The 25,634-nt window shown below is 62.6% G+C and carries 29 protein-coding genes; 10 read left to right on the forward strand and 19 right to left on the reverse strand.

Annotated features, from left to right (window positions below):
* Positions 1–34 precede the first annotated feature (34 nt).
* Genes ACWTU9_RS27495 through mdh form a run of 10 tightly spaced genes read right to left on the reverse strand, consistent with a single transcriptional unit; the run spans position 35 to position 10,294 of the window.
* The gene (locus ACWTU9_RS27495; RefSeq protein ID WP_455861060.1) at positions 35–616 is read right to left on the reverse strand and encodes a hypothetical protein; all 582 of its coding nucleotides are present in this window, start codon (positions 614–616) and stop codon (positions 35–37) included.
* 10 nt (positions 617–626) lie between these two features.
* On the reverse strand, positions 627–1,916 hold the full coding sequence (odhB, locus tag ACWTU9_RS27500) for a 2-oxoglutarate dehydrogenase complex dihydrolipoyllysine-residue succinyltransferase (protein WP_455861061.1): 1,290 nt from the start codon (positions 1,914–1,916) through the stop codon (positions 627–629).
* Positions 1,917–1,949: 33 nt separating this feature from the next.
* Positions 1,950–4,937, reverse strand: coding sequence for a 2-oxoglutarate dehydrogenase E1 component (locus ACWTU9_RS27505; protein WP_455861062.1), 2,988 nt, complete (start codon positions 4,935–4,937; stop codon positions 1,950–1,952).
* A 31-nt stretch (positions 4,938–4,968) separates the two neighbouring features.
* Entirely contained in the window at positions 4,969–5,748 is a 780-nt protein-coding gene (locus ACWTU9_RS27510) for a hypothetical protein (protein WP_455861063.1), read from the reverse strand.
* Between the two features lie 40 nt (positions 5,749–5,788).
* Positions 5,789–6,691, reverse strand: coding sequence for a succinate--CoA ligase subunit alpha (gene sucD, locus ACWTU9_RS27515; RefSeq protein WP_455861064.1), 903 nt, complete (start codon positions 6,689–6,691; stop codon positions 5,789–5,791).
* A gap of 12 nt (positions 6,692–6,703) precedes the next feature.
* The gene (locus tag ACWTU9_RS27520; protein WP_455861065.1) at positions 6,704–7,201 is read right to left on the reverse strand and encodes a DUF1579 family protein; all 498 of its coding nucleotides are present in this window, start codon (positions 7,199–7,201) and stop codon (positions 6,704–6,706) included.
* A 2-nt stretch (positions 7,202–7,203) separates the two neighbouring features.
* Positions 7,204–7,575: a cupin domain-containing protein gene (locus ACWTU9_RS27525; RefSeq protein WP_455861066.1), complete on the reverse strand. Its 372-nt coding sequence runs from the start codon at positions 7,573–7,575 to the stop codon at positions 7,204–7,206.
* A 29-nt stretch (positions 7,576–7,604) separates the two neighbouring features.
* On the reverse strand, positions 7,605–8,096 hold the full coding sequence (locus tag ACWTU9_RS27530; RefSeq protein WP_455861067.1) for a hypothetical protein: 492 nt from the start codon (positions 8,094–8,096) through the stop codon (positions 7,605–7,607).
* A gap of 4 nt (positions 8,097–8,100) precedes the next feature.
* Entirely contained in the window at positions 8,101–9,294 is a 1,194-nt protein-coding gene (gene sucC, locus ACWTU9_RS27535; RefSeq protein ID WP_455861068.1) for an ADP-forming succinate--CoA ligase subunit beta, read from the reverse strand.
* A gap of 31 nt (positions 9,295–9,325) precedes the next feature.
* Complete coding sequence (mdh, locus tag ACWTU9_RS27540; protein ID WP_455861069.1) at positions 9,326–10,294, reverse strand: malate dehydrogenase; 969 nt, start codon at positions 10,292–10,294, stop codon at positions 9,326–9,328.
* A 234-nt stretch (positions 10,295–10,528) separates the two neighbouring features.
* On the opposite strand from mdh, the gene ACWTU9_RS27545 reads away from it, so the two are divergent.
* A complete protein-coding gene (locus tag ACWTU9_RS27545; RefSeq protein WP_455861070.1) occupies positions 10,529–10,954 on the forward strand; it encodes an N-acetyltransferase family protein in 426 nt (141 codons plus the stop codon).
* A gap of 37 nt (positions 10,955–10,991) precedes the next feature.
* Here ACWTU9_RS27545 and zapE read toward each other — a convergent pair whose 3' ends face one another.
* The 3 genes from zapE to ACWTU9_RS27560 all read right to left on the reverse strand — a co-directional run bounded on the left by zapE (position 10,992) and on the right by ACWTU9_RS27560 (position 14,455).
* Positions 10,992–12,194, reverse strand: a complete 1,203-nt coding sequence (gene zapE, locus ACWTU9_RS27550; RefSeq protein ID WP_455861071.1) for a cell division protein ZapE — start codon at positions 12,192–12,194, stop codon at positions 10,992–10,994.
* 30 nt (positions 12,195–12,224) lie between these two features.
* Entirely contained in the window at positions 12,225–12,764 is a 540-nt protein-coding gene (locus ACWTU9_RS27555; protein ID WP_454575582.1) for an AprI/Inh family metalloprotease inhibitor, read from the reverse strand.
* Between the two features lie 203 nt (positions 12,765–12,967).
* Positions 12,968–14,455 carry a hypothetical protein gene (locus tag ACWTU9_RS27560; RefSeq protein WP_455861072.1) on the reverse strand — a complete coding sequence of 496 codons (1,488 nt, stop codon included), beginning with the start codon at positions 14,453–14,455 and terminating at the stop codon, positions 12,968–12,970.
* A gap of 76 nt (positions 14,456–14,531) precedes the next feature.
* Here ACWTU9_RS27560 and ACWTU9_RS27565 point away from each other — a divergent pair, with 76 nt between their 5' ends.
* The 8 genes from ACWTU9_RS27565 (at position 14,532) to ACWTU9_RS27600 (ending at position 21,881) form a co-directional block, all read left to right on the forward strand.
* Complete coding sequence (locus ACWTU9_RS27565; RefSeq protein WP_455861073.1) at positions 14,532–15,542, forward strand: MBL fold metallo-hydrolase; 1,011 nt, start codon at positions 14,532–14,534, stop codon at positions 15,540–15,542.
* A gap of 62 nt (positions 15,543–15,604) precedes the next feature.
* A complete protein-coding gene (locus ACWTU9_RS27570) occupies positions 15,605–15,766 on the forward strand; it encodes a DUF1328 family protein (RefSeq protein WP_023683859.1) in 162 nt (53 codons plus the stop codon).
* 72 nt (positions 15,767–15,838) lie between these two features.
* Positions 15,839–16,723, forward strand: a complete 885-nt coding sequence (gene dapF, locus ACWTU9_RS27575; protein WP_455861074.1) for a diaminopimelate epimerase — start codon at positions 15,839–15,841, stop codon at positions 16,721–16,723.
* Entirely contained in the window at positions 16,723–18,027 is a 1,305-nt protein-coding gene (mtaB, locus tag ACWTU9_RS27580; RefSeq protein ID WP_455861075.1) for a tRNA (N(6)-L-threonylcarbamoyladenosine(37)-C(2))-methylthiotransferase MtaB, read from the forward strand. Before dapF ends, mtaB begins: the two co-directional genes overlap by 1 nt.
* 345 nt (positions 18,028–18,372) lie before the next feature.
* Positions 18,373–19,893 carry a signal recognition particle-docking protein FtsY gene (ftsY, locus tag ACWTU9_RS27585; protein WP_455861116.1) on the forward strand — a complete coding sequence of 507 codons (1,521 nt, stop codon included), beginning with the start codon at positions 18,373–18,375 and terminating at the stop codon, positions 19,891–19,893.
* Between the two features lie 60 nt (positions 19,894–19,953).
* Positions 19,954–20,625 carry a septation protein A gene (locus tag ACWTU9_RS27590; RefSeq protein WP_455861117.1) on the forward strand — a complete coding sequence of 224 codons (672 nt, stop codon included), beginning with the start codon at positions 19,954–19,956 and terminating at the stop codon, positions 20,623–20,625.
* Between the two features lie 68 nt (positions 20,626–20,693).
* Positions 20,694–21,314 carry a pyridoxamine 5'-phosphate oxidase family protein gene (locus ACWTU9_RS27595; protein ID WP_455861076.1) on the forward strand — a complete coding sequence of 207 codons (621 nt, stop codon included), beginning with the start codon at positions 20,694–20,696 and terminating at the stop codon, positions 21,312–21,314.
* Positions 21,315–21,347: 33 nt separating this feature from the next.
* Positions 21,348–21,881, forward strand: coding sequence for an NADPH-dependent FMN reductase (locus ACWTU9_RS27600; protein WP_455861077.1), 534 nt, complete (start codon positions 21,348–21,350; stop codon positions 21,879–21,881).
* 44 nt (positions 21,882–21,925) lie between these two features.
* Here the strand turns inward: ACWTU9_RS27600 and ACWTU9_RS27605 are convergent, their stop codons facing one another.
* Both ACWTU9_RS27605 and ACWTU9_RS27610 read right to left on the reverse strand, forming a co-directional pair.
* On the reverse strand, positions 21,926–22,132 hold the full coding sequence (locus ACWTU9_RS27605) for a tautomerase family protein (protein WP_013892236.1): 207 nt from the start codon (positions 22,130–22,132) through the stop codon (positions 21,926–21,928).
* Positions 22,133–22,312: 180 nt separating this feature from the next.
* Positions 22,313–23,233 carry an SMP-30/gluconolactonase/LRE family protein gene (locus ACWTU9_RS27610; RefSeq protein WP_455861078.1) on the reverse strand — a complete coding sequence of 307 codons (921 nt, stop codon included), beginning with the start codon at positions 23,231–23,233 and terminating at the stop codon, positions 22,313–22,315.
* A 286-nt stretch (positions 23,234–23,519) separates the two neighbouring features.
* On the opposite strand from ACWTU9_RS27610, the gene ACWTU9_RS27615 reads away from it, so the two are divergent.
* Positions 23,520–23,687, forward strand: a complete 168-nt coding sequence (locus ACWTU9_RS27615) for a hypothetical protein (protein WP_142867213.1) — start codon at positions 23,520–23,522, stop codon at positions 23,685–23,687.
* A gap of 42 nt (positions 23,688–23,729) precedes the next feature.
* Here the strand turns inward: ACWTU9_RS27615 and ACWTU9_RS27620 are convergent, their stop codons facing one another.
* The 4 genes from ACWTU9_RS27620 to ccmB all read right to left on the reverse strand — a co-directional run bounded on the left by ACWTU9_RS27620 (position 23,730) and on the right by ccmB (position 25,619).
* Complete coding sequence (locus tag ACWTU9_RS27620) at positions 23,730–24,308, reverse strand: DsbE family thiol:disulfide interchange protein (protein WP_455861079.1); 579 nt, start codon at positions 24,306–24,308, stop codon at positions 23,730–23,732.
* Positions 24,305–24,478 carry a heme exporter protein CcmD gene (gene ccmD, locus ACWTU9_RS27625; protein WP_455861080.1) on the reverse strand — a complete coding sequence of 58 codons (174 nt, stop codon included), beginning with the start codon at positions 24,476–24,478 and terminating at the stop codon, positions 24,305–24,307. The genes ACWTU9_RS27620 and ccmD overlap by 4 nt, the downstream gene beginning before the upstream one ends.
* A gap of 98 nt (positions 24,479–24,576) precedes the next feature.
* Positions 24,577–24,954 (reverse strand): Imm50 family immunity protein, encoded by a 378-nt coding sequence (locus ACWTU9_RS27630; RefSeq protein WP_455861081.1) that lies wholly within the window; start codon positions 24,952–24,954, stop codon positions 24,577–24,579.
* On the reverse strand, positions 24,954–25,619 hold the full coding sequence (ccmB, locus tag ACWTU9_RS27635) for a heme exporter protein CcmB (protein ID WP_455861082.1): 666 nt from the start codon (positions 25,617–25,619) through the stop codon (positions 24,954–24,956). Before ccmB ends, ACWTU9_RS27630 begins: the two co-directional genes overlap by 1 nt.
* Positions 25,620–25,634: the final 15 nt, after the last annotated feature.

Raw genomic sequence — 25,634 nt, forward strand, 5'->3', positions numbered from 1 at the left:
AGGCTTTCGGACAAGAGAGAACGGATCGTCATAGCTAGTCGCCTTGAACAGCTTGATCGACGATGAAAACGGTCGAAAGAAAATAGTCTATCTCGAATGCAACGTTTTCATTCCCGTCGACCGGAATCGCATTCACCTCGTATTTGAGGGTCAAGATGCGAGAACTCTCCGCCAGCTCGATATAAACGTCGCGCTCGCGACCGCCGCCGATTGCCAATTTGAGGTCGCTTTCGTTGAGGAACTGCAACGCCTTGGGCAAGGTACAAATGGCTATCGGTTTGGTGCCTGCAAAAGTCACGGGATACCGACCAACATCGACATCCAGATGGCCATGCCAGGTCGCCATCATTCCGCTCGGTTGCAATCTTCCGAAGACGGGTTCGATGCTGATCGACCGCAAGCGAAAATCGGGGCTGAAGAAGAATTCGCAATTCGTGCCGTATATGCACCAAGCAGATTCGGTGTCCCCGTGGCGAAAATGATTGTCAGTTCGCACATCCTCCGCGTCGATCAGTTCTCGAACCGTCTCACGGCTGCTTTTGCCGAGTTCGAGAGGACCCGCACAGCCTGTCGTCAGAAGCTCGAACAGATCTATCGGCGGGGCAGGTTCGGCCATTCCGGATCACTCAGAGGTCGAGCACCAGCCGCTCCGGATCTTCCAGGCTGTCCTTGACGCGCACCAGGAAGGTCACGGCTTCCTTGCCGTCGACGATGCGGTGATCGTAGCTCAGCGCCAGATACATCATCGGCCTGATCACGATCTGGCCGCCGACAACGACCGGCCGGTCCTGGATCTTGTGCATCCCCAAAATGCCCGACTGCGGCGCGTTGAGGATCGGCGTCGACATCAGCGAGCCGTAGACACCTCCGTTGGAGATGGTGAAGGTGCCGCCCTGCATGTCCGCCACCGACAGCTTGCCGTCGCGCGCGGCAACGCCCAGCCGGCCGATCTCCTTCTCGATCTCGGCAATCGACATCTGGTCGGCGTCGCGCACAACCGGCACGACGAGGCCCTTTTCTGTGCCGACGGCAACGCCGACATGGGCAAAATTCTTGTAGATGATGTCGGTGCCGTCGATCTCGGCATTGACCGCCGGGATCTCCTTCAGCGCGTGCGTCACCGCCTTGGTGAAGAAGCCCATGAAGCCAAGCTTCACGCCGTGCTTCTTCTCGAAGATATCCTTGTACTTGGTCCGGAGCGCCATCACCGCGGACATGTCGACCTCGTTGAAGGTGGTCAGCATGGCGGCGGTCGACTGCGCTTCCTTCAGCCGGCGCGCAATGGTCTGGCGCAGCTTGGTCATGCGCACGCGCTCTTCGCGCGAGGCATCGTCGCCCGAAGACGGCGCCCGCACTGCGACCGGCGCCGGTGCAGCCTTCGGCATTTCCGCCGGCTGCGACGGCGCGCCCTTGGAAATCGCGTCGAGCACGTCGCCCTTCAGCACCTGGCCGCGCTTGCCAGAGCCGGAGACCTGGTCGACCGACAGATTGTGTTCCGCGATTAGTTTGGCTGCGGCCGGCGCCGGCGGCATCGAGCGCGGCTCGACCGTGCCGGCATCGCCGGCGATCTTGGCGGTCTCTGCCGCGGCCTGCTTGGTGGTATGCGCGGCGTCCGGGCTCGACGCCTGCGCCACCGACTTGGTCTCCTGCTTGCTTGCCGGAGCCGCGGCGGCAGCGCCGCCTGCCGAGATCATCCCAAGCAAAGCGCCGACACCGACCGTCTCGCCTTCCTTGGCGGCGATCTCGCCCAGCGTGCCGGCAGCAGCGGCAGGCACTTCCACCGTCACCTTGTCGGTTTCGAGCTCGACCAGCGGCTCGTCGACGGCAATGGCATCGCCGACCTTCTTGAACCATTTGCCGATGGTCGCCTCGGTGACGGATTCGCCGAGAGTGGGAACGCGGATTTCGGTAGCCATTGTGCCTGTCCGTTTCTTTCTCTGTTCTGTTCTTTATTCGCCGAGCGCGTCTTCGAGCAGGGCGGCGAGCTGTGCCAGATGCTTGGACATCAAGCCGGTCGCCGGCGATGCCGCCGCCGGCCTGCCGGTGTAGCGCACCCGCTGGTGCTTGGCGTCGATATGCGCCAGCACCCATTCCAGATACGGATCGATGAACGACCAGGCGCCCATGTTCTTGGGCTCTTCCTGGCACCACACCATCTCGGCGTTACGGAAACGCGACAGTTCTGTGATCAGCGCCTTGGCCGGGAACGGGTAGAGCTGTTCGACGCGCAGCAGATAGATGTCGTTGATGCCGCGCTTCTCGCGCTCCTCGTAAAGGTCGTAATAGACCTTGCCCGAGCACAGCACGACGCGGCGGATCTTGGAATCCTTGGTGAGCTTGATCGCCTGGTTCTGCAACAGCTGGGCATCGTCCCAAAGCAGCCGGTGGAACGAGCTTTCGCCCGAAATCTCCGGCAGCGTCGACACCGCCCGCTTGTGGCGCAGCAGCGACTTCGGCGTCATCAGGATCAGCGGCTTGCGGAAGTCTCGCTTCAGCTGCCGGCGCAAGATGTGGAAGTAGTTAGCCGGCGTCGTGCAGTTGGCGACTTGCATATTGTCTTCGGCGCAAAGCTGCAGGAAGCGCTCGAGCCGGGCCGAGGAATGTTCCGGACCCTGGCCCTCATAGCCATGCGGCAACAGACAGACGAGACCCGACATTCTGAGCCACTTGCGTTCGCCCGACGAAATGAACTGGTCGAACACCACCTGGGCGCCGTTGGCAAAATCGCCAAACTGCGCTTCCCACAAGGTCAGCGCCTTCGGCTCGGCCAGGCTGTAGCCATATTCGAAGCCGAGCACCGCCTCTTCCGAAAGCATCGAGTTGATGACTTCGTAGCCCGCCTGCGCCGCCGACAGATTGTTGAGCGGGATATAGCGGGTCTCGTCGCGCTGGTCGTAGAGCACCGAATGGCGCTGCGAGAAGGTGCCGCGTTCCGAATCCTGGCCCGACAGCCGGATCGGATTGCCGTCGAGCAGGATGGCGCCGAAGGCCAGCGCCTCGGCCGTCGACCAGTCGATGCCTTCGCCGGAGTCGATCGCCTGGCGGCGGTTTTCGAGGAAGCGGATGATGGTCTTGTGCGCTTCGAAACCCTTCGGCACCTCGGTCAGCTTCTTGCCGATGTCCTTCAGCACCTTGACCGGCACGGCGGTCTTGCCGCGGCGCTGTTCGTCCTGGTTGTCGGCCGTGCGCAGACCCGACCAGGCGCCGTCCAGCCAGTCGGCCTTGTTGGGCTTGTAGTGCTGGCCGACGTCCCATTCCTGCTCCAGATGGGCGCGCCAGTCGGCCCTCATCTTGTCGAGCTCGGCCTGGGTGATATGGCCTTCGGCGATCAGCCGGTCGCCATAGATCTGCACCGTCGTCTTATGGTTGCGGATGTTGGCGTACATGATCGGCTGGGTGAAGGACGGCTCGTCGCCCTCATTGTGGCCGAAACGGCGATAGCAGAACATGTCGACCACGACCGGCTTGTGGAACTTCATGCGGAATTCGATCGCCACCTTGGCGGCATGGACCGTGGCTTCCGGATCGTCGCCATTGACGTGGAAGATCGGCGCCTCGATCATCTTGGCGACGTCGGACGGATAGGGCGACGAGCGCGAGAAGCGCGGATTGGTGGTAAAGCCGATCTGGTTGTTGATGATGAAATGCAGCGTGCCGGCGACGCGGTGGCCGCGCAGGCCCGACAGGCCGAGGATTTCGGCGATCACGCCCTGGCCGGCAAAAGCGGCGTCGCCATGCAAGAGCAGCGGCAGCACCTTGGCGCGTTCCTCCAGCGGCACGATCTCCTCGCGGCTGCGGCCGAACAGATAGTCCTGCTTGGCCCGCGCCTTGCCCATCACCACCGGATCGACGATTTCCAGATGCGAGGGATTGGCGGTCAAGGACAGATGCACCTTGTTGCCGTCGAACTCGCGGTCGGACGAGGCGCCGAGATGGTACTTCACGTCGCCCGAACCTTCGACCTCATCGGGGGCGGCCGAGCCGCCCTTGAACTCGTGGAAGATGGCGCGGTGCGGCTTGGCCATCACTTGGCTGAGCACGTTGAGCCGACCGCGATGCGCCATGCCGAGCACGATCTCCTTCATGCCAAGTTGGCCGCCCCGCTTGATGATCTGCTCCAGCGCCGGGATCAGCCCTTCGCTGCCATCGAGGCCGAAGCGCTTGGTGCCCTTGTACTTGACGTCGATGAACTGCTCGAAACCTTCGGCCTCGACCAGCTTCTGCAGGATCGCCTTCTTGCCGGCGGCGGTGAACGAGATCTCCTTGTCGGTGCCTTCGATGCGGGCCTGGATCCAGGCCTTCTCCTCGGGATCGGAGATGTGCATGAACTCGACGCCGAGCGTCGAGCAATAGGTGCGGGTGAGAATCTCCAGCATCTGCCGGATGGTGCCGAATTCGAGGCCCAGCACATTGTCGAGGAAGATCGGCCGGTCGTAGTCGGCTGATGTAAAGCCGTAATTTTCCGGCGACAGCTCGTTATAGTCCTCGAGCGGCTTGGCGATGCCGAGCGGATCGAGATTGGCATGCAGATGGCCGCGCATGCGGTAGGCGCGGATCATCATGATGGCGCGCACCGAATCGCGCGTCGCCTGGTGCACGTCGGCATCCGACAGCACGACGCCGTTAGTGACCGCTCTGTCCTTGACCTTCTTTTCGACCGTCTTCTCGACCAGGCCCCAATTGCCGTCGAGCGCCGACACCAGTTCGCCATTGGCCTGCAATGGCCAGGAGGGCTTTGCCCAGGAGGCGCCCTTGGCGTTCTTGCGCACATCGCCGGCGTCGTCCTTCAGCGCCGCAAAGAAGTCCTGCCATTCGGGATTGACGGACTCCGGATCGTCCTCATAGGACGCATAGAGCGCGTCGATATAGTCGGCATTGCCGCCATAGAGGAAAGAGGTGAGCGAAAACTGGTCGTTAGCTTGGTCTTGTCGTGCCATTGGGTGTACCTGTCAGCTTCCTTGGAAGCGCCTACGGGTTGCAGTCGTCTTGTGAAATCGACATGAAAAGCTCGGGCAGTTTCCATCCCGAGCCTGACCGGCGTTTTTCCCCGAACTTCATCGCCGAAAGCGACATGTCGAAAGTGGAACGTCCCCCGGATCCTCGGCTTGCGTCGATGCTCCACGACGCATCTCCCAAGCTAAGAAATCTCCAGTGACCACCATTTTTGTCGTCAATAAATTCCCGTGCGATGGCGTCTGCGCGGCAGAAATCAAGAGCCTGACCACCGAACACCTCCGACAGTTCAGCCTGCAGGATCATTTTGAACGACAGCGCATCGGAATGAAGGCACCCCCAAAGGCGCGCCGTGCTTCTGCCGGATCGGCTTGTGTAGAAATTGTCACTGATTTCGCGGGTGTATTGATCTGGTGTAAAATAGCTCTCGCTTAGAGATTTTGCTTTCAAAAATCCGGCTGAAAGCGGATCCCGATCAGGTAACTCAAGCCACGAAATCGAACGAGCTTGCAACATTCTGCCCAAGGCGGAATATTCCAAAAACCGCTCTTCGTGGTTGCCGCTGTTGGTCGTTCGCCAACCGGTCTCCGTCAGCAAATGATCCAGCGCTTCGAACTTGGCTCTCGCTCCACATCTGGACGCAATCCGCTCGAACCCCAGGAATAGAGACTGAAGTCCGACGTCTCTTTCCTCCACGAGCGAACCCGGCTCATCCATCCCCGACGCCACTGCAGCAGCGACCGCGGGGCGGTAGGTCGGGGATTTAGCTGAGCCGAACAAGCGCTTCATCATCATCGGGCCAAACGGCCCTCCTCTACCTTGCCTACTCCTTGGCCTACCCCTTGATCGCCTCGACCAGCGTCGTGCCTAGCCGTGCCGGCGATGGCGAAACCTTGATGCCGGCCGATTCCATCGCCGCGATCTTGTCTTCCGCGCCGCCCTTGCCGCCGGAAATGACCGCGCCTGCGTGGCCCATGGTGCGGCCGGCCGGCGCGGTGCGCCCGGCGATGAAGCCCGCCATCGGTTTCTTGCGGCCGCGCTTGGCCTCGTCCTTGAGGAACTGCGCGGCGTCTTCCTCGGCCGAACCGCCGATCTCGCCGATCATGATGATCGATTTGGTCTCGTCGTCGGCGAGGAACATTTCGAGCATGTCGATGAACTCGGTGCCTTTGACCGGATCGCCGCCGATGCCGACGGCGGTGGTCTGGCCGAGGCCGACATTGGTGGTCTGGAACACTGCCTCATAGGTAAGCGTTCCCGAACGCGAAACAACGCCGACCGAGCCCTTGCGGAAGATGCTTCCGGGCATGATGCCGATCTTGCATTCGTCGGGGGTAAGCACGCCCGGACAGTTCGGCCCGAGCAGCCGCGAGGTCGAGCGGTCGAGCCGCGCCTTGACTCTGACCATGTCCATGACCGGAATGCCTTCGGTGATGCAGACGATCAGCGGGATCTCGGCCTCGATCGCCTCGATGATCGCTTCGGCCGCGCCCGCCGGCGGCACATAGACAACCGAAGCGTTGGCGCCGGTCTTTTCCTTGCCTTCGGCAACCGAAGCAAAGATCGGCAGGCTCTCGCCTTTCGATCCGGTCCAGGTCTCGCCACCCTTCTTGGGATGGATGCCGCCCACCATCTTGGTGCCGTGATAGGCCAGCGCCTGTTCGGTGTGGAACGTGCCGGTCTTGCCGGTCAGGCCCTGCACCAGCACCTTGGTGTTCTTGTCGATGAGAATGGACATCGGAGCCCTTTTCTAAAAACCGTTGATCGAGGAAGGCGAGACGCGCCGGTAGACGCCGCTCACCATGTCTTGCCAGCTGTCGCTGCCGGCAGGTTTGAAATGCAGTCGCATGCGGTAGGCATCGGCATTGTCGAAAATATAGGTCACACGCGCGGCGCCGCGCGGCGACGACCGCTCCAGGACCAGCTCGCTGCCGTTCCATGAACCCGTGGCCGGCGACGCCGGCACAAAGCCCATCGAATCGAACTGGTGCATCGTGACGACACTATTTTGCTGGTCGAAGCCGAACAAATTGTGCGAGCCGAACGAGATCGTGCCATCGCGGCGCTGGCGATAGCGCTGCACCACGAACAGACCGCCGAACTGTGCCTCTGCCAGCACATCCGACGTCGCCGTGCCGCCATCGGCCCATTGTGTTTCCGCCACCTCTTCCTCGCCGCTCCACGCGCCAACCAGCGCCTGCAGGCGCTGGTGATCGGGCGAGAGTGAGGAGAAGGACGCCGCGTTCATGGTCAGAGCCGCTTCAAATCGGTGACGGTGAGGTCGCTCTTGGCATTGCCGGTGTTGAGCGTCGTCGCCGGCTCGAACATCAAGACGACCGGCTCCGCGGTCAGCGACCGCGGGCGATGCTCGACGCCCTTAGGCACGACGATGAAGTCGCCCTCGCCGAGCTCGACCGGACCGTCGCGGAAATCGATGGCGATCCTGCCCCGCAGCACCAGGAAGGCCTCGTCCTCATGGTCATGCGCATGCCAGTCGAAGATCTCGCCGAACTTGGCCACCTTGGCCTGGCTGTCGTTGACGTCGCCGGCAACATGCGGATCGAAGACCTTCTTGATCTTCTGATCCGCCGCCTCGACGAGGTTTATCTTGCGCGGGGGCATCGTTTATCGACCTCTGGCGGGTTGCGGATTCAAGCGGGGCATTGCTTCTTCCCGTGAACGACAGCGCCGATCCATTGCCCCTTAGCCTCATGCGTCGTCACGACTTGAACGGACAGTTCGCCGTCGGTCGTCTTGAGCAGTCCAAGGGATTCAGGATCATCGTCTGCCTGAAACCTGCTACCGTATTTGGAAAGCAGCCTCTTCAAGATCATATTGGCGGCAAGCTTCGGATTGTCGGCGCCAAACGAAACCAGGCAGTCGCACTGGCCGCCAACATTCCTGATCGAGGCAACAATTTCCGTTTCCTTATAAATCTGATGGCCCTTGAAGTCCGGCCGAAAACCATTCCCTCGGGCGGCAGCGTTAAACCTGCCGAAGCTCGGCGCTGTCGCCGGACACAAAGTCATGAACAGATTGACCCGCTTGCCGATCCAGGCAGGCGATGCCGGATCTTCGGCCGAAGTCGCTGGGCTGGCCCAAAGGGCCATGCCGATCAGCGTTATGGCCAGCAGCAGCCGCATCCGCTCAACCCTTCACCGCCGCCACGATCTTCTTGGCTGCGTCGTCGAGGTCATCGGCCGACACCACGTTCAAGCCGCTGTCGTTGATGATCTTCTTGCCGAGTTCGGCATTGGTACCCTCGAGCCGCACCACCAGCGGCACTTGCAGGCCGACTTCCTTGACCGCGGCAATGACGCCCTCGGCGATGATGTCGCACTTCATGATGCCGCCGAAGATGTTGATCAAAATGCCTTTCACCGCAGGGTCCTTGGTGATGATCTTGAACGCCGCCGTCACCTTCTCCTTCGACGCGCCGCCGCCGACATCGAGGAAGTTGGCAGGCTCGGCGCCGTAGAGCTTGATGATGTCCATCGTCGCCATGGCGAGACCGGCGCCATTGACCATGCAGCCGATATTGCCGTCGAGCGCGACATAGGCGAGGTCGTATTTCGACGCCTCGATCTCCTTCTCGTCCTCTTCGGTGGTGTCGCGCAGTTCCATCAGCTCGGGGTGGCGAAACAGTGCATTGTTGTCGAACGACACTTTCGCGTCGAGCACGCGCAGCCGGCCGTTCTTCATCACGATCAGCGGATTGACCTCGAGCAGGCTCATGTCCTTCTCGACAAAGGCCTTGTAGAGGATCGGGAACAGCGTGGCGGCATCCTTGGCGGCGTCGCCGGTGAGCCCCAGCGCTTGCACCAACATGTCGACATCGATGGTCGTCACGCCGGCCAGCGGATCGATGGCGCGGGTGATGATCTTTTCCGGCGTGTCGTGGGCGACACCTTCAATGTCCACGCCGCCTTCGGTCGAGACGACGAAAGCGATGCGGCCGACCGCGCGGTCGACCAGGATCGACAGGTAGAGCTCGCGCTCGATATCGGCCCCGTCCTCGATATAGAGGCGGTTGACCTGCTTGCCGGCCGGGCCCGTCTGCTTGGTCACCAGCGTGTGGCCGAGCATCTCATTGGCGTTGGCGACGACATCGGCGACCGACTTCGCCAGCCGCACGCCGCCCTTGGCGTCGGGGCCAAGCTCCTTGAACTTGCCCTTGCCGCGGCCGCCGGCATGGATCTGGCTCTTCACCACATAGAGCGGACCGGGCAGCGCCTTGGCGGCGGCTTCCGCCTCGCTCGCCTTGAACACCGGCACGCCTTCGGCCACCGGCGCGCCAAAGCTCTTCAGCAGCGCCTTGCCTTGATATTCATGGATGTTCATTTGGATGGTCTCCGGATCGACGGCTTGAGGGTCACTTCGAGGCGAGGTGCGGAGCGATCTTGACGCAGGCCTCGGTCAGGCCCTGCACCGTCGCGACAGAAGCGTCGAACATCTTCTGCTCGGCCTTGTTGAGGTCGATCTCGATGATGCGCTCGACGCCGCCGGCGCCGATCACCACGGGAACGCCGACATAGGTGCCCTTGACGCCATACTGGCCCGAGAGATGCGCAGCACAAGGCAGCACGCGCTTCTTGTCCTTGAGATAGGATTCAGCCATCGAGATGGCCGAGGCGGCCGGCGCGTAGAAGGCCGAGCCGGTCTTCAACAGGCCGACGATCTCGGCGCCGCCATCGCGGGTGCGCTGGACGATCTGGTCGAGCTTTTCCTTCGAGGTCCAGCCCATCTTGATGAGATCGGGCAGCGGAATGCCCGATACCGTCGAATAGCGGATCATCGGCACCATGGAATCGCCGTGGCCGCCGAGCACGAAGGCGGTGACGTCCTCGACCGAGACCTTGAATTCCTCGGCCAGGAAATAGCGGAAGCGCGCGCTGTCGAGCACGCCTGCCATGCCGACGACATGCGTCTTGGGCAGGCCCGAAAACTTCTGCAGCGCCCACACCATGGCGTCGAGCGGGTTGGTGATGCAGATGACGAAAGCCTTCGGCGCGTACTTCTTCAGCCCGGCGCCGACCTGTTCCATGACCTTGAGGTTGATGCCGAGCAGATCATCGCGGCTCATGCCCGGCTTGCGCGGCACACCGGCGGTGACGATGCAGACGTCGGCGCCCTCGATGCCGGCATAATCATTGACGCCGGTCAGCCTGGCATCGAAGCCGTCGACCGGCGACGACTGCGCGATATCGAGCCCCTTGCCTTGCGGAATGCCCTCGGCAATATCGAACAGCACCACGTCGCCGAGGTCCTTGAGACCGATCATGTGGGCGAGCGTGCCGCCGATCATGCCGGAGCCGATAAGCGCTATCTTGTTGCGTGCCATGTGAGGAAATTTTCCCTTTGACTGTGACGACGCCCAAATCCTGGATGACTTGGTTGACGGCGTCGAGGAAGAGGCCGGAATGCTGTGGTCTCAGCGAGATTTCGCCGCATCCAGTAGCTCCGGTCGAAAAAATATTCAATCGATTATTTCAAGCTGAATATTTTCAATCGGTTAGAAACGCTGGGATTTACGTAAACGTCAAAGTCTATGAGCCGACTTGGGAGGTTTTACACAATGAATATGGAAATCAGAAGACTCTATGCCGGCGATGACGCCCTTGTGAAGCGGATCGCCGAAGACGTGTTCGACGAGCCCGTGCGCCCTGACAGGCTTGCCGCGTACCTCGCCTCATCAGGTCATATGATGATTGTCGCGCTGGTAGATGGTGTCGTCGTCGGTCAATGCGCCGCCGTCATCCACCGCCATCCCGATAAGGTGAGCGAGCTCTACATCGACGAAGTCGGCGTCTCCCCGGCCTTCCAGCGCCAGGGCATAGCGCGCAAAATGCTCGACGCCATGTTCGCGCTCAGCCGCGAGCAGGGCTGCGGCGAAGCCTGGGTCGGCACCGAACGGGACAACACGCCGGCCCGCGCGCTTTATGAGTCGCGCAAGCCGCATGGGCCGGCGGAGGGGTTTGTGATGTATGTCTATCAGTTGTAGAGGGGCGCGAAGGATCGCTACCTTATTGGACCCCGTGTCAGGCCTGTGCCTGCTCCACTCCAACCAATGCCGCCTTCTCCTTCCGCCTTTCCGCCCAATCCTCCAGCCAGTCGCGGCTCTGCATCTCGATGAGCCGCGAAGCCGTGCGTTCGAATTCGAAGACTTCGTTGCCGCGCTTGGCTGTGTAAAGCGCAGGCGGCGCGGCCTCGGCGCTCACCACCAGCCGCACATGATGATCGTAGAGCGTGTCGATCAGGAGGATGAAGCGTTTGGCTTCGTTGCGTCGTCCCTCGCCGAGCACTGGTACGTGATCGATGAAGATGGTCGAGAAGCGGCCAGCAATGGCCAGGAAATCTCGCGCGCCAAGCGGCTTTTCGCAAAGGTCGGCGAAGGAAAATCGCGCCGCGTCGCCGGCGGCCGCCGGTACAACCACCTGGCGGCCCTTCACCGCCACGGTCGTTTCGGCGACCGGCGCGCCCCGTGTCATCACCTGCCAGGCCTCGTCCAGCACGCGGTCGGCCTCGGTATCTGCCGGCGTGACATAGACCGGCGTGCGGGCGAGTTTTTCCAGCCGGTAGTCCTTGTCCGCGTCAAGCGAAAGCACATGCGCGTGGCGCTCGAGAATGCCGATGAAGGGCAAAAAGAGCTGGCGGTTCAGCCCATCGCGATAGAGATCCTGCGGCGCGACATTCGAGGTTGCGACCAGCACTACGCCATTGGCAAACAGCGCCGAGAACAGCCGCGACAGGATCATCGCATCGGCAATGTCGGTGACCGAAAACTCGTCGAAGCACAGCACCCAGGCCTGTTCGGAGAGCGCCAGCGCTACCGGCGGGATCGGGTCGTCCTCCTTGACGTCGCCGTTCTTGCGCGCCTGCCGATGCTTCTGGATGCGGTCCTGCACATCGGCCATGAAGTCGTTGAAATGGACACGGCGCTTGCGCCGGACCGGCAACAACTCGAAGAACATGTCCATCAGCATGGTCTTGCCGCGGCCGACGCCGCCATGGATGTAGAGGCCTTTGACGACTTCGCGCGTCTCGCGCTTGCGGGCAAACAGCCAGCCGAGCGCGCTCGACTTTTGCGCCAGCCGCTTGACCGAGATCTCGTCGGTCAGCCGGTCGAGTGCGGCGGCGGTTCGCTCCTGCGCCGGATCGCGTTCGATGGCACCGGTGTCGACCAGATGGTCGTAGCGCTGCCTGACGGTCGCATGGGTCTGGAGGCCGTCACGCAAATGCATCGGTCACGTCGCTGACTGGGGATAGGCAGCTTATCTTGTAAGCGAAATCGGCAGACCGGTGGAAGTCTGGCCGTCGAATTTCGAACCGCCCGATGAGTAAAGCCGCGCCAGCGTGCCGCCATTCTCGTCATAGAGCGTCAGCTGCTTGCCGGCGACGTTCCACGACTTGATGCCGTCGATCGGCGCCGGGCAATGCAGCGGTCCGGCGCGATAGCCGGCGCCGAATTTGGTCTGCGGCGTCGCCACCTTGCAGCTCTGACCCGAAACGCTGGCGTTCCAGACGCCGGCGACGCTGGCCGCGGTGAGGTCGGTGGCGCCCGCAGGCGCCGATCCATCCGGCGGCAGCGAGGCGACCTGCGTGCCCGCCGGCGCGTTCGGGAATTGCGACGGGTCGGTTGTGCCCGGCGCTGCCGGCGGCGGCAGCTGGCTTCCGCTCACCGTACCGGCGGGCGCGGGCTGCAGCGGCGCCGGCTGCTGATCATCCATCGATGAAAAACGCGAGGTCGAACAGCCGCTTGCAAACAGCGCTGCCAGCGATACGGCCACCAGGCCGCTTCTCGAAAAAGTCATGTCAACCTCCGTCGGATCCGGCTGGGGGGAAGCCGTCCGCACAATCTCACCCCCACCAAGATGGAGAAGGTGGCGAAATTTCAACCCGATATGGTTAAAATAGGGTTTGCAGCAAGAATTGTTGTAATTTTATCGCAAAATGGCGGCCGAACAGCCGTCTGCCTTTGCGTCAAGCGTTCGCACTGTATCGCCTCACCGACTTTCTAGCGCGGTTCGAACCGGTAGAGTGATTGCGAAAGCGGCGGCGGAGACCGCAGCAGGTCGGCGCATCGGCGGTCCAGCCTAAGCGCCAGTTCATGAGAGCGCCGCACTGCCGTTTTCCAATCGCCGGCCGTTTTCAGCAAGGCCAGCGCATCCGCAGGACGGTCGGCTGCGATCATGAGATCGGCCCCAGCGATTCGGTCTTCCGGCGCGATGGCTTCGCCGGTCTTCAGCTTCCCGGCCAATCCGACCCACTGTTCCCAGAGGAAGGTCGCTGTGAGCAGATCCGGGCGACGTGGCGGTTCGGCCCCATTGTCTAGCATGAAGGAGGCCAACATCACCCGGGCTAACGCCCTGTCCATGAACGACTCCGCCGTTTCGCCCTGCATTTCGGAGATCAGAGCGTCGCGCAAATTATGCTCCCGGTCGCGGCGGCCAAGAACGTAGTCGATCCCGTCGAGCATGGCTGCCGTGACCGTATCGGGATTGTTGATCGGATCGAGATGTTTTGCGGCAATCTGCGCGTTGATCGCCCCTGCCACCGCTGTGCCGAGGCTCAGGTTGCCGGTCTGGTTCACGAGGGGCAGCAAGATCGCGGCCTGAGGAGCAGAGTTCATCAGTTGCCCGATTTGTCGGATAGCCGGCCCCATATCGGTTTGATGGTCAAGCGCCTGCACTTCGGCTGGCTGTTTGGAGATATCGAAGGAAGGGCGGAGATAGGCTGAGTAAAGGGCATTGCGGATAGAGCCCGTGCGATTGCCCTTCTGGGGTGGAAGCTTGTCGAGGTACGCGACGTAGTCTGAGAGGTCATCCTTGACTGCCCGCATATAGAGAGCTAGCGGCCAAATGCCTGCATTCTCGGCCCTTTGGGCGAGTTGAGTCTTTGCCGAATCATCAAGAGTGGACAGCGCACCCGCAATTGTCTCGGCGACGTCTGCCGCCTGATCCAGATCCAACGTCTGCAAGCGCCCCAGTTCGCCCAGCAGCCAATCGCCGCCATCCTCGGTAACAAGCACGTGGAAGGCAGCTAGCCCAAGCTGAGGCAGAATCGACTTCGCGTTGGGCGCCGGTTGCATGGCTGCAATCATCGCCGCCCGCTCCGCGGGTTTTGCATAGGCAAGCCTGAGTTCGACAATGCGCTGCGGCGGATGGCTCCGTTTTTCCAGATCGGCCAGCAATGCTGTGCCCTCGACATAGCCGAGGCCGCCATAGCGTATCTTCAGATAGGCGGCGTCATCGCCGTAACGATCGCGCCAGAAATTCGGAAACGTCGCCGGTTCGGCAAGCAGGAAGTCGCCCGCTTCCAGGATGGTTGGCGTGTAGGGACATGCACTGGGCTCTGTCTGCGCGGCGGCCGCCGATATCGGCACGATCACCGCCATGACTGCAAGAACTGCCTGCCAACGCATAGTGGCGCCCTCCGCCGCCGGATCGTACACCGGAACCCATCGACCGCACCAGCGCGCGGTATTTTTGCCCAAAACAGCCATCCGCCCCCGGCAAATGCTTGCGCCGGAAGACGTCGACCTTATCTAGCAAGGACAGAAATCCGCCGGAGCCGAAACCTTGGCCGCGAGAAAAAGAGCCGCCAACCGCTATTATAGCGGCCCGCCCAGCGACCATTTCGACGGTACTCTGTTTTTCAACCCCGACGGCCAGATGCCTGGCCGCTTCACCGATCTGCTCAAATGGCAGCTGAGCGGCGAGCGTTCGAAATGGCCAGCAGCCAATCCAAGCCCGTTTGAATCGGCAGAGCCGGCGGCGCGCATCGATGGCAGCGGACTGCGTCTGACAATGGTCGGCCATTCCACGCTGCTGATCCAGACCGCCGGCCTCAACATCCTGACCGACCCGGTGTGGTCGCCGCGCGTCTCGCCGCTCTCCTTTGCCGGACCCAGGCGCGTCAATGCGCCGGGCATCGCCTTTTCCCGGCTGCCGCCGATCGACCTGGTGCTGGTCAGCCACAATCATTACGACCATCTCGACCTTGCCACGCTCAAGCGGCTGAAGGCCAAGCACGATCCGCAGGTGCTGACGCCGCTCGGCAACGACGCCATCATCGACGACGCCGTGCCGGGCATGCGAATGACGGCGCATGATTGGGGCGAGCGCATCGACATCGGCAACGATGTCGCCGTTCATCTCGAGCCGGTGCACCACTGGTCGGCGCGCGGCGCGCGCGATCGCCGCATGGCGCTGTGGGCCGGCTTCGTGGTCGAGACTCCGGCCGGAAAGACCTATTTCGCCGGCGACACCGGCTTCCATGACGGCGCCAATTACCGGCTGATGGCTGAAAAGCATGGCGGCTTCCGCCTCGCCATCCTGCCGATCGGCGCCTATGAGCCGCGCTGGTTCATGGCGCCGCAGCACCAGAACCCGGAGGAGGCCGTGCAAGGCATGCAGCTCTGCAACGCCGCCTATGCCGCCGGCTGCCACTGGGGGACGTTTCGGCTCACCGACGAGCCGATTGACGAGCCGGCGCAAAAACTTGGCCAGGCGCTGGAGGCAGAAGGCCTTCCACAGGAGCGATTCCGTGCCTTGCGGCCGGGCGAAATCTGGGACGTGCCGGACGCCTAGCAAGGAACCCAAAGGGGCGAAACGCGTTGTTTGCTCAACGCAATTTGGCCGGGAGCCTTTCCATGATCAAATGGATCATCATTCTTCTGATTGTCGCCGCTGCCGCCAGCCTGCTTGGCATGCCGGCGCTGGCGGGCGCCGCCGCCACCGGCGCGCGTGTGCTCATCGGCATCGTTCTCGTCATCTTCCTGCTGATCGTGCTCGGCGTCTTTGCGGTAACCTAGACGCAGCCCACACTGGTAATTCCCGCCCGTTTCCGCCATATAGCGGCAAAACGGACAGGAATTACCTGAGACATGGCAGGCACTGCCCCCTTCGCCAAGATGAACGGCATCGGCAACGAGATCATCGTTGCCGACATGCGTGGCCGTGCCGACCGGGTGACGGCGGCGTCGGCTGTTGCGCTGAACGCCGACGCGGCGACCAAGTTCGACCAGATCATGGCGATCCATGACGCCCGCACGCCTGGCACCGCCTACTACATCGACATATTGAATTCCGACGGCTCGGGCGCGCAGGCGTGCGGCAACGGCATGCGCTGCGTCGTCCAGGCGCTGGCCGCCGAGACCGGCCAGAAGACTTTCACCTTCGAAACCCGCGCCGGCATTCTCAACGCCGTCGAGCATGCCGACGGCACCATCTCGGTCGATATGGGCACGCCGCGCTTCGGCTGGCAGGACATTCCGCTGGCCGAGGAATTCCGCGACACCCGCATGATCGAGTTGCAGATCGGCCCGATCGACGCGCCGGTGCTGCATTCGCCTTCGGCTCTCTCGATGGGCAATCCGCACGCCATCTTCTGGGTCGATCGCGACGTCTGGTCCTACGAACTCGAGCGCTTCGGCCCGCTGCTCGAAAATCATCCGATCTTCCCCGAGCGCGCCAACATCACCATCGCCCAGGTGACGTCGCCCGACACCATGATCATCCGCACCTGGGAGCGCGGCGCCGGCCTGACCAAGGCCTGCGGCTCGGCCGCTTGCGCCTCCGTGGTCGCCGCCGCCCGCACCCGCCGCACCGGCCGCAGCGTCACGCTGATGACGCCCGGCGGCGGCTCGCTGCATGTCGAATGGCGCGATGACGACCACGTCATCCTGACCGGTGCGGCCGAATGGGAATTTTCTGGCAGTTTCGATCCGTCGACCGGCACTTGGGCCCGCGACACCGAAAGCGCGGCCTGATGTCCGTTCTTGCCAACTCCAAAGGGATAGACGTCGTCACCTTCGGCTGCCGCCTCAACACCTATGAATCCGAGGTGATGCGCCGCGAGGCCGAAAGCGCCGGCCTCGGCGCGCTCAAAGGCGGCGCCATCATCTTCAACACCTGCGCCGTCACCTCCGAAGCGGTGCGCCAGGCCAAGCAGTCGATCCGCAAAGCCCGTCGCGAAAACCCGGCGGCGCGGATCATCGTCACCGGCTGCGCGGCGCAGACCGAGCCGCAGAATTTTGCCGCCATGGACGAGGTCGACCTCGTGCTTGGCAATGAGGAGAAGCTGAAGGCGAACTCCTACCGCGCGCTGCCCGATTTCGGCGTCAACGACACCGAAAAGGCCCGCGTCAACGACATCTTTTCAGTGCGCGAGACCGCCGGCCATATGGTCGACGCCATCGAAGGCCGGGCCCGGGCTTTCGTCCAGGTGCAGAATGGCTGCGACCACCGCTGCACCTTCTGCATCATTCCCTATGGCCGCGGCAATTCGCGCTCGGTGCCGATGGGCGCCGTGGTCGAGCAGGTCAAGAGGCTGGCCGGCAATGGCTATACCGAAATCGTGTTGACAGGCGTCGATATGACCTCTTTCGGCGCCGACCTGCCCGGCGCGCCGCAACTGGGCAAACTGGTGAAGACAATCCTCAAGCAGGTGCCGGACGTCAGGCGGCTGCGGCTGTCCTCCATCGATTCGATCGAGGCCGACGACGATCTGCTCGACGCGATTGCCACCGAACCCAGGCTGATGCCGCATCTGCATCTGTCGCTGCAGTCCGGCGACGACATGATATTGAAGCGCATGAAGCGTCGCCATCTACGCGACCAGTCGATCCGCTTCTGCGAGGATGTGCGGAAGCTGCGCCCAGCAATCGTCTTCGGCGCCGACATCATCGCCGGCTTCCCGACCGAGACCGAGGACATGTTCGAGAATTCTTTAAAAATCGTCGAGGAGTGCGGGCTGACGCATCTGCATGTCTTCCCGTTCTCACCGCGCGAAGGCACGCCCGCCGCCCGCATGCCGCAGGTGCGCCGCGAACTGGTCAAGCAGCGCGCCGCAAGGCTGCGCGCCGCGGGTGAGGTCGCCTATCGCCGTCATCTCGCATCGCTTCCCGGTACGCGCCAGTCGATACTGGTCGAGCGCGACGGCCTGGGCCGCACCGAAGGATTTACGCTGGCCGCCATCGCCGCCGGTGCGCCTGGCGAGATAGTCGAGGCCACCATTACCGGCCATGACGGCGCGCGCCTGACCGCTGCCCCGCTCACCGCCCGCGCCGCCTGAGACGATTGAAGCATGGCCGGTTTTTTCAAGAAGATATTTTCGTTCGGCAACAAGGAAGTCGTCGAGGAGCGCATCGACGAAACTGCCCCGTTGCCGCCGATCAAATGGGATGCGCTTGAGGCGCTGAAGCCGGCGGCTGAACAGGTCGTTCCGGAGTTTTTGAAGCGCGACGAGCCTGAAGCGGCGGTCCAACCGACGCCCGAGGAGCCAACACCCGAACCTGCCCCAATCATTCCGCCAACACCGGAACCGGTCGTTCCCTCGGAGCCCGAACCTCTGCCGGCACCCGCGCCGGAAGAAGAGCCCGCACCTGAGACGCCAGCTGAACCGCCGGCGCCTGAGGAAGTGCCGCCACCGGCTCAGCCGGCGCCCGAGCCGCAGCCGCAGCCGCAAGAGGTGCCTGTACCGACCGAGCCGGAGATCGAGCCGTCACGGCCGCAGGAGCAGCCTGAACCTGCCCATGTCGAGATACCGACGCCTGTTGAGGTTCCGGCAGAACCGGCTGCCCCGATCGAGGTGCCGCCACCGGAAGCGCCTTCCGCGCAGCCAACGTCAGAAGCCACCGCCGCCCTTCATCCGCCTGCCGGCACCTTCTCCCCGTCTAGTGACGGGGAGAAGGGAGCTGAATCGAACTCCGCGCCTCCCCCTGCAAATATCGAAGAAGAAACCGCAACGCTGATGCCCCCCTCTCCCCGCCCCTTGCGGGGAGAGGGTCAGGGTGAGGGGCAGCGCGAACCTGCGAAAGGATCAGCAGCAGCGGTTGAGGCACCCGCAGCTGAAATTGTTCCACCCATTCGCCAACCGGCTCCGGTTGAGCCGCAGCCTATCCTTGCTGAAATTGCGCCCGAGCCGCAGCCCACCCCACCGCCCCCCGCCGCTGGCAAGGTCACCGTCACCAAAAAGGTCGAGCAGAAGGCTGAACCGGCCAAAGCGCCCGAACCGGCGCCGCGGCGCTCCTGGTTCCAGCGCATGCGCGACGGGCTGGCGCGGTCGTCGCGCGAACTCACCGGCAACATTGCCGGCGTCTTCACCAAGCGCAAGCTGGACGAGGACACGCTGCAGGACCTGGAGGATGTGCTGATCCGCGCCGATCTCGGTCTGGAGACCGCCTTGCGCGTCACCGATGCGCTGGCCTCCAGCCGCTACGGCAAGGATGTCTCGGACACGGAAGTGCGCGCCGTGATGGCGGCCGAAGTGGAAAAGGTGCTGACCCATGTCGCCATGCCGCTGGAGCTGGACCTCTCGCACAAGCCGCATGTCATCCTGGTTGTGGGCGTCAACGGCACCGGCAAGACCACGACCATCGGCAAGCTGGCGGCAAAACTGACCGATGGCGGCCTGTCGGTGATGCTTGCCGCCGGCGATACGTTTCGCGCCGCCGCGATCGAGCAGCTGAAGATCTGGGGTGAGCGGACGAAGTCGCCAGTCATCGCATCCAAGATCGGCGCCGATGCCGCCGGCCTCGCCTACGATGCGTTCGAAAAGGCCAAGGAAGCCGGCTCCGATGTGCTGATCATCGACACTGCCGGCCGGCTGCAGAACAAGACCGAACTGATGGCCGAGTTGGAGAAGATCGTCCGTGTGCTTGGCAAGCTCGACCCGGAAGCGCCGCACACCGTGCTGCAGACGGTCGACGCCACCACCGGCCAGAATGCGCTCAACCAGGTCGAGATCTTCCGCAATGTCGCCGGGGTCAACGGCCTGGTGATGACCAAGCTGGACGGCACGGCACGCGGCGGTATTCTGGTGGCGATCGCGGCAAAGCACAAATTGCCGGTCTATTTCATCGGCGTCGGCGAACAGGTCGACGACCTCGAACCTTTCTCGGCAAGCGAATTCGCCAGGGCGATCGCGGGCGTAGCGTAAAAGGCACGATCCCGAAGAGCTGCAGGCTTTTTGGACAAGATCATGCGTCAGAAGGAAGTCATGAACCCTCCCATCCTCGAACGCGACCCGTCCGACCCGCAAAAGAAGAAAGAAAGCGTCAATCCGCTGCTCAAGCTGGTGCTGGAGCTCGGACCGCTGATGGTTTTCTTCTTCGCCAATGCGCGCGGCGCCTGGCTGGTGGAGAAATTTCCGGTGCTGGCCGAATTCGGTGGGCCGATCTTCGTCGCCACCGGCCTTTTCATGGCCGCGACCGCGATCGCGCTTATCGCGTCCTGGCTATTGATGCGCACCTTGCCGATCATGCCGATGGTCTCCGGCGTCGTCGTCTTCATCTTCGGCGCGCTGACGCTCTATCTGCAGGACGACGTCTTCATCAAGATGAAGCCAACTATCGTCAACACGCTGTTCGGCGGCGTGCTGCTCGGCGGCCTCTACTTCGGCCGCTCGCTGCTCGGCTATGTCTTCGATTCGGCCTTTCGCCTTGATGCCGAAGGCTGGCGCAAGCTGACCTTCCGCTGGGGCCTGTTCTTCCTGTTTCTGGCTCTTGCCAATGAAGTCGTATGGCGGAATTTTTCCACGGACTTCTGGGTTACCTTCAAGGTCTGGGGCATCATGCCGATCACGCTTTTGTTCACCTTCAGCCAGATGCCGCTGATCCTGCGCCATTCGCTGGATGACAAGACCGAGAATGCGGAGAACGCTGGCAAGTAGAGCAATTCCAGGAAAAGTGTGTGGCGGTTTTTCCGTTCGGAATTGCGTCAGAGTAAGGGGAGACGGCTATGGAATTCGTCACCACGCACGACGAGCTGAGGACGATCTACAAGACGCCGCGGCCGACCGACCCTCCCATCCGCAAGGAACTCAGGGCGCTCGACGGCCATTGCCGCTCCTTCATCGGCAAGAGCCCCTTCGTGCTGATCGGATCTTCCGACGGCGCCGGCAATGCCGACGTGACGCCGAAAGGCGATAGACCCGGCTTCGCCCTCGTCCTTGACGACAAGACCATCGCCATACCCGACCGGCCTGGCAACAACCGGCTCGACACGCTGGAAAACATACTGCGCAACCCGTCGGTCGGGCTGCTCTTCCTCATCCCCTGCATGAACGAAACGCTGCGCGTCAATGGCGACGCACGTATCACCATCGATGCGGCGTTGCGCGAGCGCCTTGCCGTCGATGGCAAGCAACCGCAAAGCATCGTCATGGTGAGCGTCAAGGCCGCCTACATGCACTGCGCCAAGGCCTTCATGCGTTCGCAATTGTGGAGGCCGGACAGCTGGTATGATCGCGCGACATTGCCGACGCTCGGCCAGATTCTATCCGACCAGATGACGCTTTCCGAAACTGCCGGCGAATTCGACCGCTCGCTCGACGAGGCCTACCGCCAGACCATGTGGTAGAGTGGAGCACGATTCCCCTACCCCGGTTTCCCCTTGATCGAGCTCCTCGCCATCTCCGGCAGTCTGCGTGCCGCCTCGACCAATTCGGCGTTGCTCGCGGCTCTGGCGTACAATGCGCCATCCGGCTGCCGCGTCAGCCTCTATGACGAGCTCGGCCAGCTGCCGATCTTCAATCCCGACGACGAAGGCGAGCGCACGCCACGCGAAGCCGCACGGCTGATCGAGGCCGTCACCAGCGCCGACGGCATCATCGTCTCCTGCCCCGAATATGCGCATGGCGTGCCGGGCGGCATGAAGAACGCACTCGACTGGCTGGTCTCGCGCGACGCCGCCGTCGGCAAGCCGGCCATGCTGGTGCATGCCTCCGCGCGCTCGCTCTATGCCCGCGCCGCTCTGGCTGAAATCATGCGGACCATGTCGTTCGCGCTTTGTGAGGACGCGCTGCTGGAGATTGCCTTGCTCGGCAGGAAACCGCCGGAGATGGAAGCCATCCTGGCGGAATCGGACAATCTGCTGGCGATGCGCGCCGCCGTGGAGGCCTTTGCGGGTTTTATACGCAGGCGGTGAGGGAGCCCTCCCCTTCTTCCCTTGTGGGAGAAGGAAGGCGGGCCTTACCCCTTCCGCAACGTCTCGACATCGGTCTTGCCGACATACCAATCGCGCGCGTTGACCTCTTCGAACACCACCCAGACATCGTCATTGCCGAGCCCGGTGGCATCCATGATGGCCGCCGTGACCTTCTTGGCGATGTCAGCCTTCTTGCCCGCCGGATCGGCGGCGATCACTTCCTTGACGATGCGGATGTTGACGAATGGCATGACGTCCTCCCCTTCATTTTCTGCAGACAGCGCCGAGAGACTGCTTCGAAATTCGCTTTGGTGAGTCATATGATGGTGGTTTCGAGAACCGGAGCGCAGCGGACATTTGGTCCGTGAGCACCGGAAGCGCAGAAAACGCCATCAGATGGCCGCCAGAGTAGAATTTCCAAGCACTCTCGCTCAATAGGTCTTGGCTCCGTTGACCATCAGCCGCACCATGTAAAGCGACGTCGTCCCGGCGATGTAGAGGCAATTCAGCTTGTTGCCGCCGAACACGCAATTGGCGGTCACTTCCGGCACCTTGACCTTGCCGATCAGCGTGCCGTCGGGATCGTAGCAATGGATGCCATCGGCGGCACTGGTCCAGATGCGGCCGGCCTCGTCGAGCCGGAAGCCGTCGAACAGGCCGGCCGTGCAGTCGGCGAACACCTTGCCGCCCGACACCTTCTTGCCGCCCTTGCCGATGTTGAAGACCCGCATATGCGCCGGGTTTTGCGCGCCATGCGTGCGGCCGGTGTCGACGACATAGAGCTGGCTTTCATCGAGTGAGAAGGCAAGCCCGTTCGGTCGGACCATGTCGGTGATAACGGCCTCGACCTCGCCGCTGTCGGGATCGACCCGGTAGACGTAGCAGGCGCCGATCTCGCTCACGGCCTTGTCGCCCTCATAGTCGGTGTCGATGCCGTAGCTCGGATCGGTGAACCAGATCGAACCGTCGGAGCGCACCACGACGTCGTTGGGCGAGTTCAGCCGCTTGCCTTTCCATTTGGCCGCGATGGTGGTGACGGAGCCGTCATGCTCGGTGCGGCTGACGCGGCGGCCGGAGTGCTCGCACGTCACCAGCCGGCCCTGCCGGTCGACGGTGTTGCCGTTGGAATTGCCGGAGGGCTGACGGAACACGCTTACATTGCCGTCGGTTTCGTCGTAGCGCAGCATGCGGTTGTTGGGGATGTCGGACCAGACGACATAGCGGCCGGCGGCGAACCAGGCAGGTCCTTCCGCCCACTGACATCCGGTGAACAGCTTTTCCACCTGCGCATTGCCGTTGAACAGGCGCGCGAATCGCGAATCGAGAATTTCGTAATAATCTGCAGCAGCCATGCTTTCCTCCGGGCATCACGCAACGCGTGGATCAAGCCAGCCTGTAAGCGAGAAGGCAAGATGGCGCATACGCAATTTGTAAGACAAAAGACACGCCGCCAGCATTAGCTCGCCAGCCTGTCCGGCAGGGCATGGCACTGTTAGCGCTGCATTAACCGGCTATGCGTCCTGTGCAATGGTGCATTGCAACATCTCGTTTTTGCATTGCACCATTCCTATGTCATGCTGCGTACAGTCAAGGGAGGAACAAATTCGCCGCGATATGCGGCACGAAAGGACCCTTGCTATGATCTTCGACAGTCTCATGACCCGCGCTCGCACCTCGATTGCCAAGCGCAAGCACTACAACCGCCTCGTCGCCGAAATCGAGAACCTTTCCGGTCGCGACCTCGCCGACCTGCGCGCCGATCGCTCGGAAATGCTCTATCAGGTCCACAAGCAGATTTACGGCTGAGCTTAACGACCTGACGGCTCCGCGTTCGACGCGAGGCGGCCGTCAGCCCGGTGCCGCGAGCGCCTTCTCAATTTCAGGCATCAGCACCGTCTGCGCGGACTCGCCCGTCAGCGGCCCGACATGCTTGTAGGCGATCTTGCTATCCTTGCCGATGACGAAAGTTTCCGGCACGCCGTAGACGCCCCAGTCGATGGCCGTGCGGCCGGCTTCGTCGACGCCGATCGCCTGGAACGGATTGCCGAGATCGCCGAGGAACCGGCGCGCGTTTTGCGGCTCGTCCTTGTAGTTCAGTGCGGCAAGCGTGAAGCGCTTGTCCTGCGACAGCGCCAAAAGCACCGGATGTTCTTCCCGGCACGGTGCGCACCACGATGCAAACACGTTGACCAACGTCACCTTGCCGGCGAACGCTTTCGAATCCAGTCCAGGCAGGTTTGACCCCTCCAGTGCCGGCAGGTTGGTCTGCGGCGCAGGCAGGCCGATCAACGCCGACGGCACTTCCGCCTCCTCGCGTCCCGACAAAAGCTGCAACAGGAACAATCCGGCAAGGCCAAGGAAAACCAGCAGCGGCAACAGCACGATCAGGCGGCGGCGCGGCGCCTGGGTTTCTGTTTCGTCGCTCACGACTTTGCCGCCTTTGTCTTGTCGGAACGCCGCCGCACGCCGGTAGCTTCGAGTTCGGCGAGGTCACGCTTGCGCGCTCGCTGATCAAGCAGGACCCAGCCGATCAGCCCGGCCAGCACAATCGCCGTGATGGCGTAGGCTGCGGTGACATAAAGGGCGTGCGCGCTCATTTACAGGTCCAAGGCTTCCAAGGATGGTTTCATAGTCATAGTGGCGGCTCGCCGCAATGAACTGCCTCTGCGGCAGATTTACGGTTGGGTGTCATTCGTCACTGCTCCTGCCGCAAGCCGGATATTGCTTTGATCTGTAGCCACCCGCATGTCAGCGACAGCCTGACAGCGCCTTCGCAAGTAAGCAGGATTTTACCTGCGTCGTCCCACATTCTGATGGCACTCCTGCCATGGCTCTTGAATTTACGAAGGCTGATCGACTCGACCGCGATGAACTCAAGCGCGAAAGACACAGCATTGAACTCGCCCCATTTGGCGGGCGGGCGGTAAGGAAGGATCGTCGAAATAAAGGAGAGGTGCATGCTAGGCCCGTCGCGGTGCATTGTGGCTGCGGTAATCTCGACCGAAGACAGATCAGGGTAGTGACCGTAGATGGTCTCAAGAAAGATCGGGTTTTCAATGCGCAGCGGCCACATCAATCCGTTCCATGCCGCAGCGCCAGCGCTGCCGCCACCGGGCCGAGCACGGCAAGAAACAGCGTCAGCGCGGCAAGAATGAGGAAGGGCTGCACGAAGGGATCGGGATCGGCCACCGCGCCGTAACTGGCCGACACCCCGAAGATCAGCACCGGAATGGTTAGCGGCAGCACCAGCACCGAGATCAGCAGCCCGCCGCGCGGCAGCGCCACCGCCACCGCCGCACCGACCGCGCCGATGAAAGTGATGGCCGGCGTACCGGTGAGCAGCGTCAGTGCGGTGGCGCCGATGCTGAGCGGCTCCATGTTCATGAACAGGCCGAGCAAGGGCGCGGCGACCACCAACGGCAGAACGCTGCCCGCCCAATGCGCCAGGCATTTCACCAGCACCGTCAGCGCCAGCATGTGGCGGTCGTTGCCGAGCACCAAGAGATCGAGCGAACCGTCCTCGCGGTCGGCCTGGAACAGCCGGTCGAGACCGAGCAGACAGGCGAGCAAGGCGCCGATCCAAAGGATCGCCGGACCGATGCGGGCGAGCAGCTTGAGGTCGGGGCCGACACCGAAGGGGATGGTGGCAATGACGGCGAGGAAGAAGATGACGCCGGTGAGTGCACCGCCGCCGGCGCGGATGGAGAGGCGGATATCGCGGAGGAAGAGGGCTAGCATCGGCGAGACGCCTCT

The organism is Mesorhizobium sp. 128a, from assembly GCF_053848025.1.

What these genes read in the sequence shown, in the direction of transcription:
- odhB (WP_455861061.1), bottom strand. Translation starts at nt 1,916, where the DNA reads ATGGCTACCGAAATCCGCGTTCCCACTCTCGGCGAATCCGTCACCGAG.
- ACWTU9_RS27545 (WP_455861070.1), top strand. Translation starts at nt 10,529, where the DNA reads ATGAATATGGAAATCAGAAGACTCTATGCCGGCGATGACGCCCTTGTG.
- sucC (WP_455861068.1), bottom strand. Translation starts at nt 9,294, where the DNA reads ATGAACATCCATGAATATCAAGGCAAGGCGCTGCTGAAGAGCTTTGGC.
- ACWTU9_RS27555 (WP_454575582.1), bottom strand. Translation starts at nt 12,764, where the DNA reads ATGACTTTTTCGAGAAGCGGCCTGGTGGCCGTATCGCTGGCAGCGCTG.
- ACWTU9_RS27605 (WP_013892236.1), bottom strand. Translation starts at nt 22,132, where the DNA reads ATGCCATTCGTCAACATCCGCATCGTCAAGGAAGTGATCGCCGCCGAT.
- ACWTU9_RS27560 (WP_455861072.1), bottom strand. Translation starts at nt 14,455, where the DNA reads ATGGCTGTTTTGGGCAAAAATACCGCGCGCTGGTGCGGTCGATGGGTT.
- ACWTU9_RS27530 (WP_455861067.1), bottom strand. Translation starts at nt 8,096, where the DNA reads ATGCGGCTGCTGCTGGCCATAACGCTGATCGGCATGGCCCTTTGGGCC.
- ACWTU9_RS27505 (WP_455861062.1), bottom strand. Translation starts at nt 4,937, where the DNA reads ATGGCACGACAAGACCAAGCTAACGACCAGTTTTCGCTCACCTCTTTC.
- dapF (WP_455861074.1), top strand. Translation starts at nt 15,839, where the DNA reads ATGGCAGGCACTGCCCCCTTCGCCAAGATGAACGGCATCGGCAACGAG.
- sucD (WP_455861064.1), bottom strand. Translation starts at nt 6,691, where the DNA reads ATGTCCATTCTCATCGACAAGAACACCAAGGTGCTGGTGCAGGGCCTG.
- ccmD (WP_455861080.1), bottom strand. Translation starts at nt 24,478, where the DNA reads ATGAGCGCGCACGCCCTTTATGTCACCGCAGCCTACGCCATCACGGCG.
- ACWTU9_RS27595 (WP_455861076.1), top strand. Translation starts at nt 20,694, where the DNA reads ATGGAATTCGTCACCACGCACGACGAGCTGAGGACGATCTACAAGACG.
- ACWTU9_RS27510 (WP_455861063.1), bottom strand. Translation starts at nt 5,748, where the DNA reads ATGATGATGAAGCGCTTGTTCGGCTCAGCTAAATCCCCGACCTACCGC.
- ACWTU9_RS27590 (WP_455861117.1), top strand. Translation starts at nt 19,954, where the DNA reads ATGAACCCTCCCATCCTCGAACGCGACCCGTCCGACCCGCAAAAGAAG.
- mdh (WP_455861069.1), bottom strand. Translation starts at nt 10,294, where the DNA reads ATGGCACGCAACAAGATAGCGCTTATCGGCTCCGGCATGATCGGCGGC.
- ACWTU9_RS27570 (WP_023683859.1), top strand. Translation starts at nt 15,605, where the DNA reads ATGATCAAATGGATCATCATTCTTCTGATTGTCGCCGCTGCCGCCAGC.
- ACWTU9_RS27495 (WP_455861060.1), bottom strand. Translation starts at nt 616, where the DNA reads ATGGCCGAACCTGCCCCGCCGATAGATCTGTTCGAGCTTCTGACGACA.
- ACWTU9_RS27610 (WP_455861078.1), bottom strand. Translation starts at nt 23,233, where the DNA reads ATGGCTGCTGCAGATTATTACGAAATTCTCGATTCGCGATTCGCGCGC.
- ACWTU9_RS27630 (WP_455861081.1), bottom strand. Translation starts at nt 24,954, where the DNA reads ATGTGGCCGCTGCGCATTGAAAACCCGATCTTTCTTGAGACCATCTAC.
- ACWTU9_RS27615 (WP_142867213.1), top strand. Translation starts at nt 23,520, where the DNA reads ATGATCTTCGACAGTCTCATGACCCGCGCTCGCACCTCGATTGCCAAG.
- mtaB (WP_455861075.1), top strand. Translation starts at nt 16,723, where the DNA reads ATGTCCGTTCTTGCCAACTCCAAAGGGATAGACGTCGTCACCTTCGGC.
- ccmB (WP_455861082.1), bottom strand. Translation starts at nt 25,619, where the DNA reads ATGCTAGCCCTCTTCCTCCGCGATATCCGCCTCTCCATCCGCGCCGGC.
- ACWTU9_RS27525 (WP_455861066.1), bottom strand. Translation starts at nt 7,575, where the DNA reads ATGCCCCCGCGCAAGATAAACCTCGTCGAGGCGGCGGATCAGAAGATC.
- ACWTU9_RS27520 (WP_455861065.1), bottom strand. Translation starts at nt 7,201, where the DNA reads ATGAACGCGGCGTCCTTCTCCTCACTCTCGCCCGATCACCAGCGCCTG.
- zapE (WP_455861071.1), bottom strand. Translation starts at nt 12,194, where the DNA reads ATGCATTTGCGTGACGGCCTCCAGACCCATGCGACCGTCAGGCAGCGC.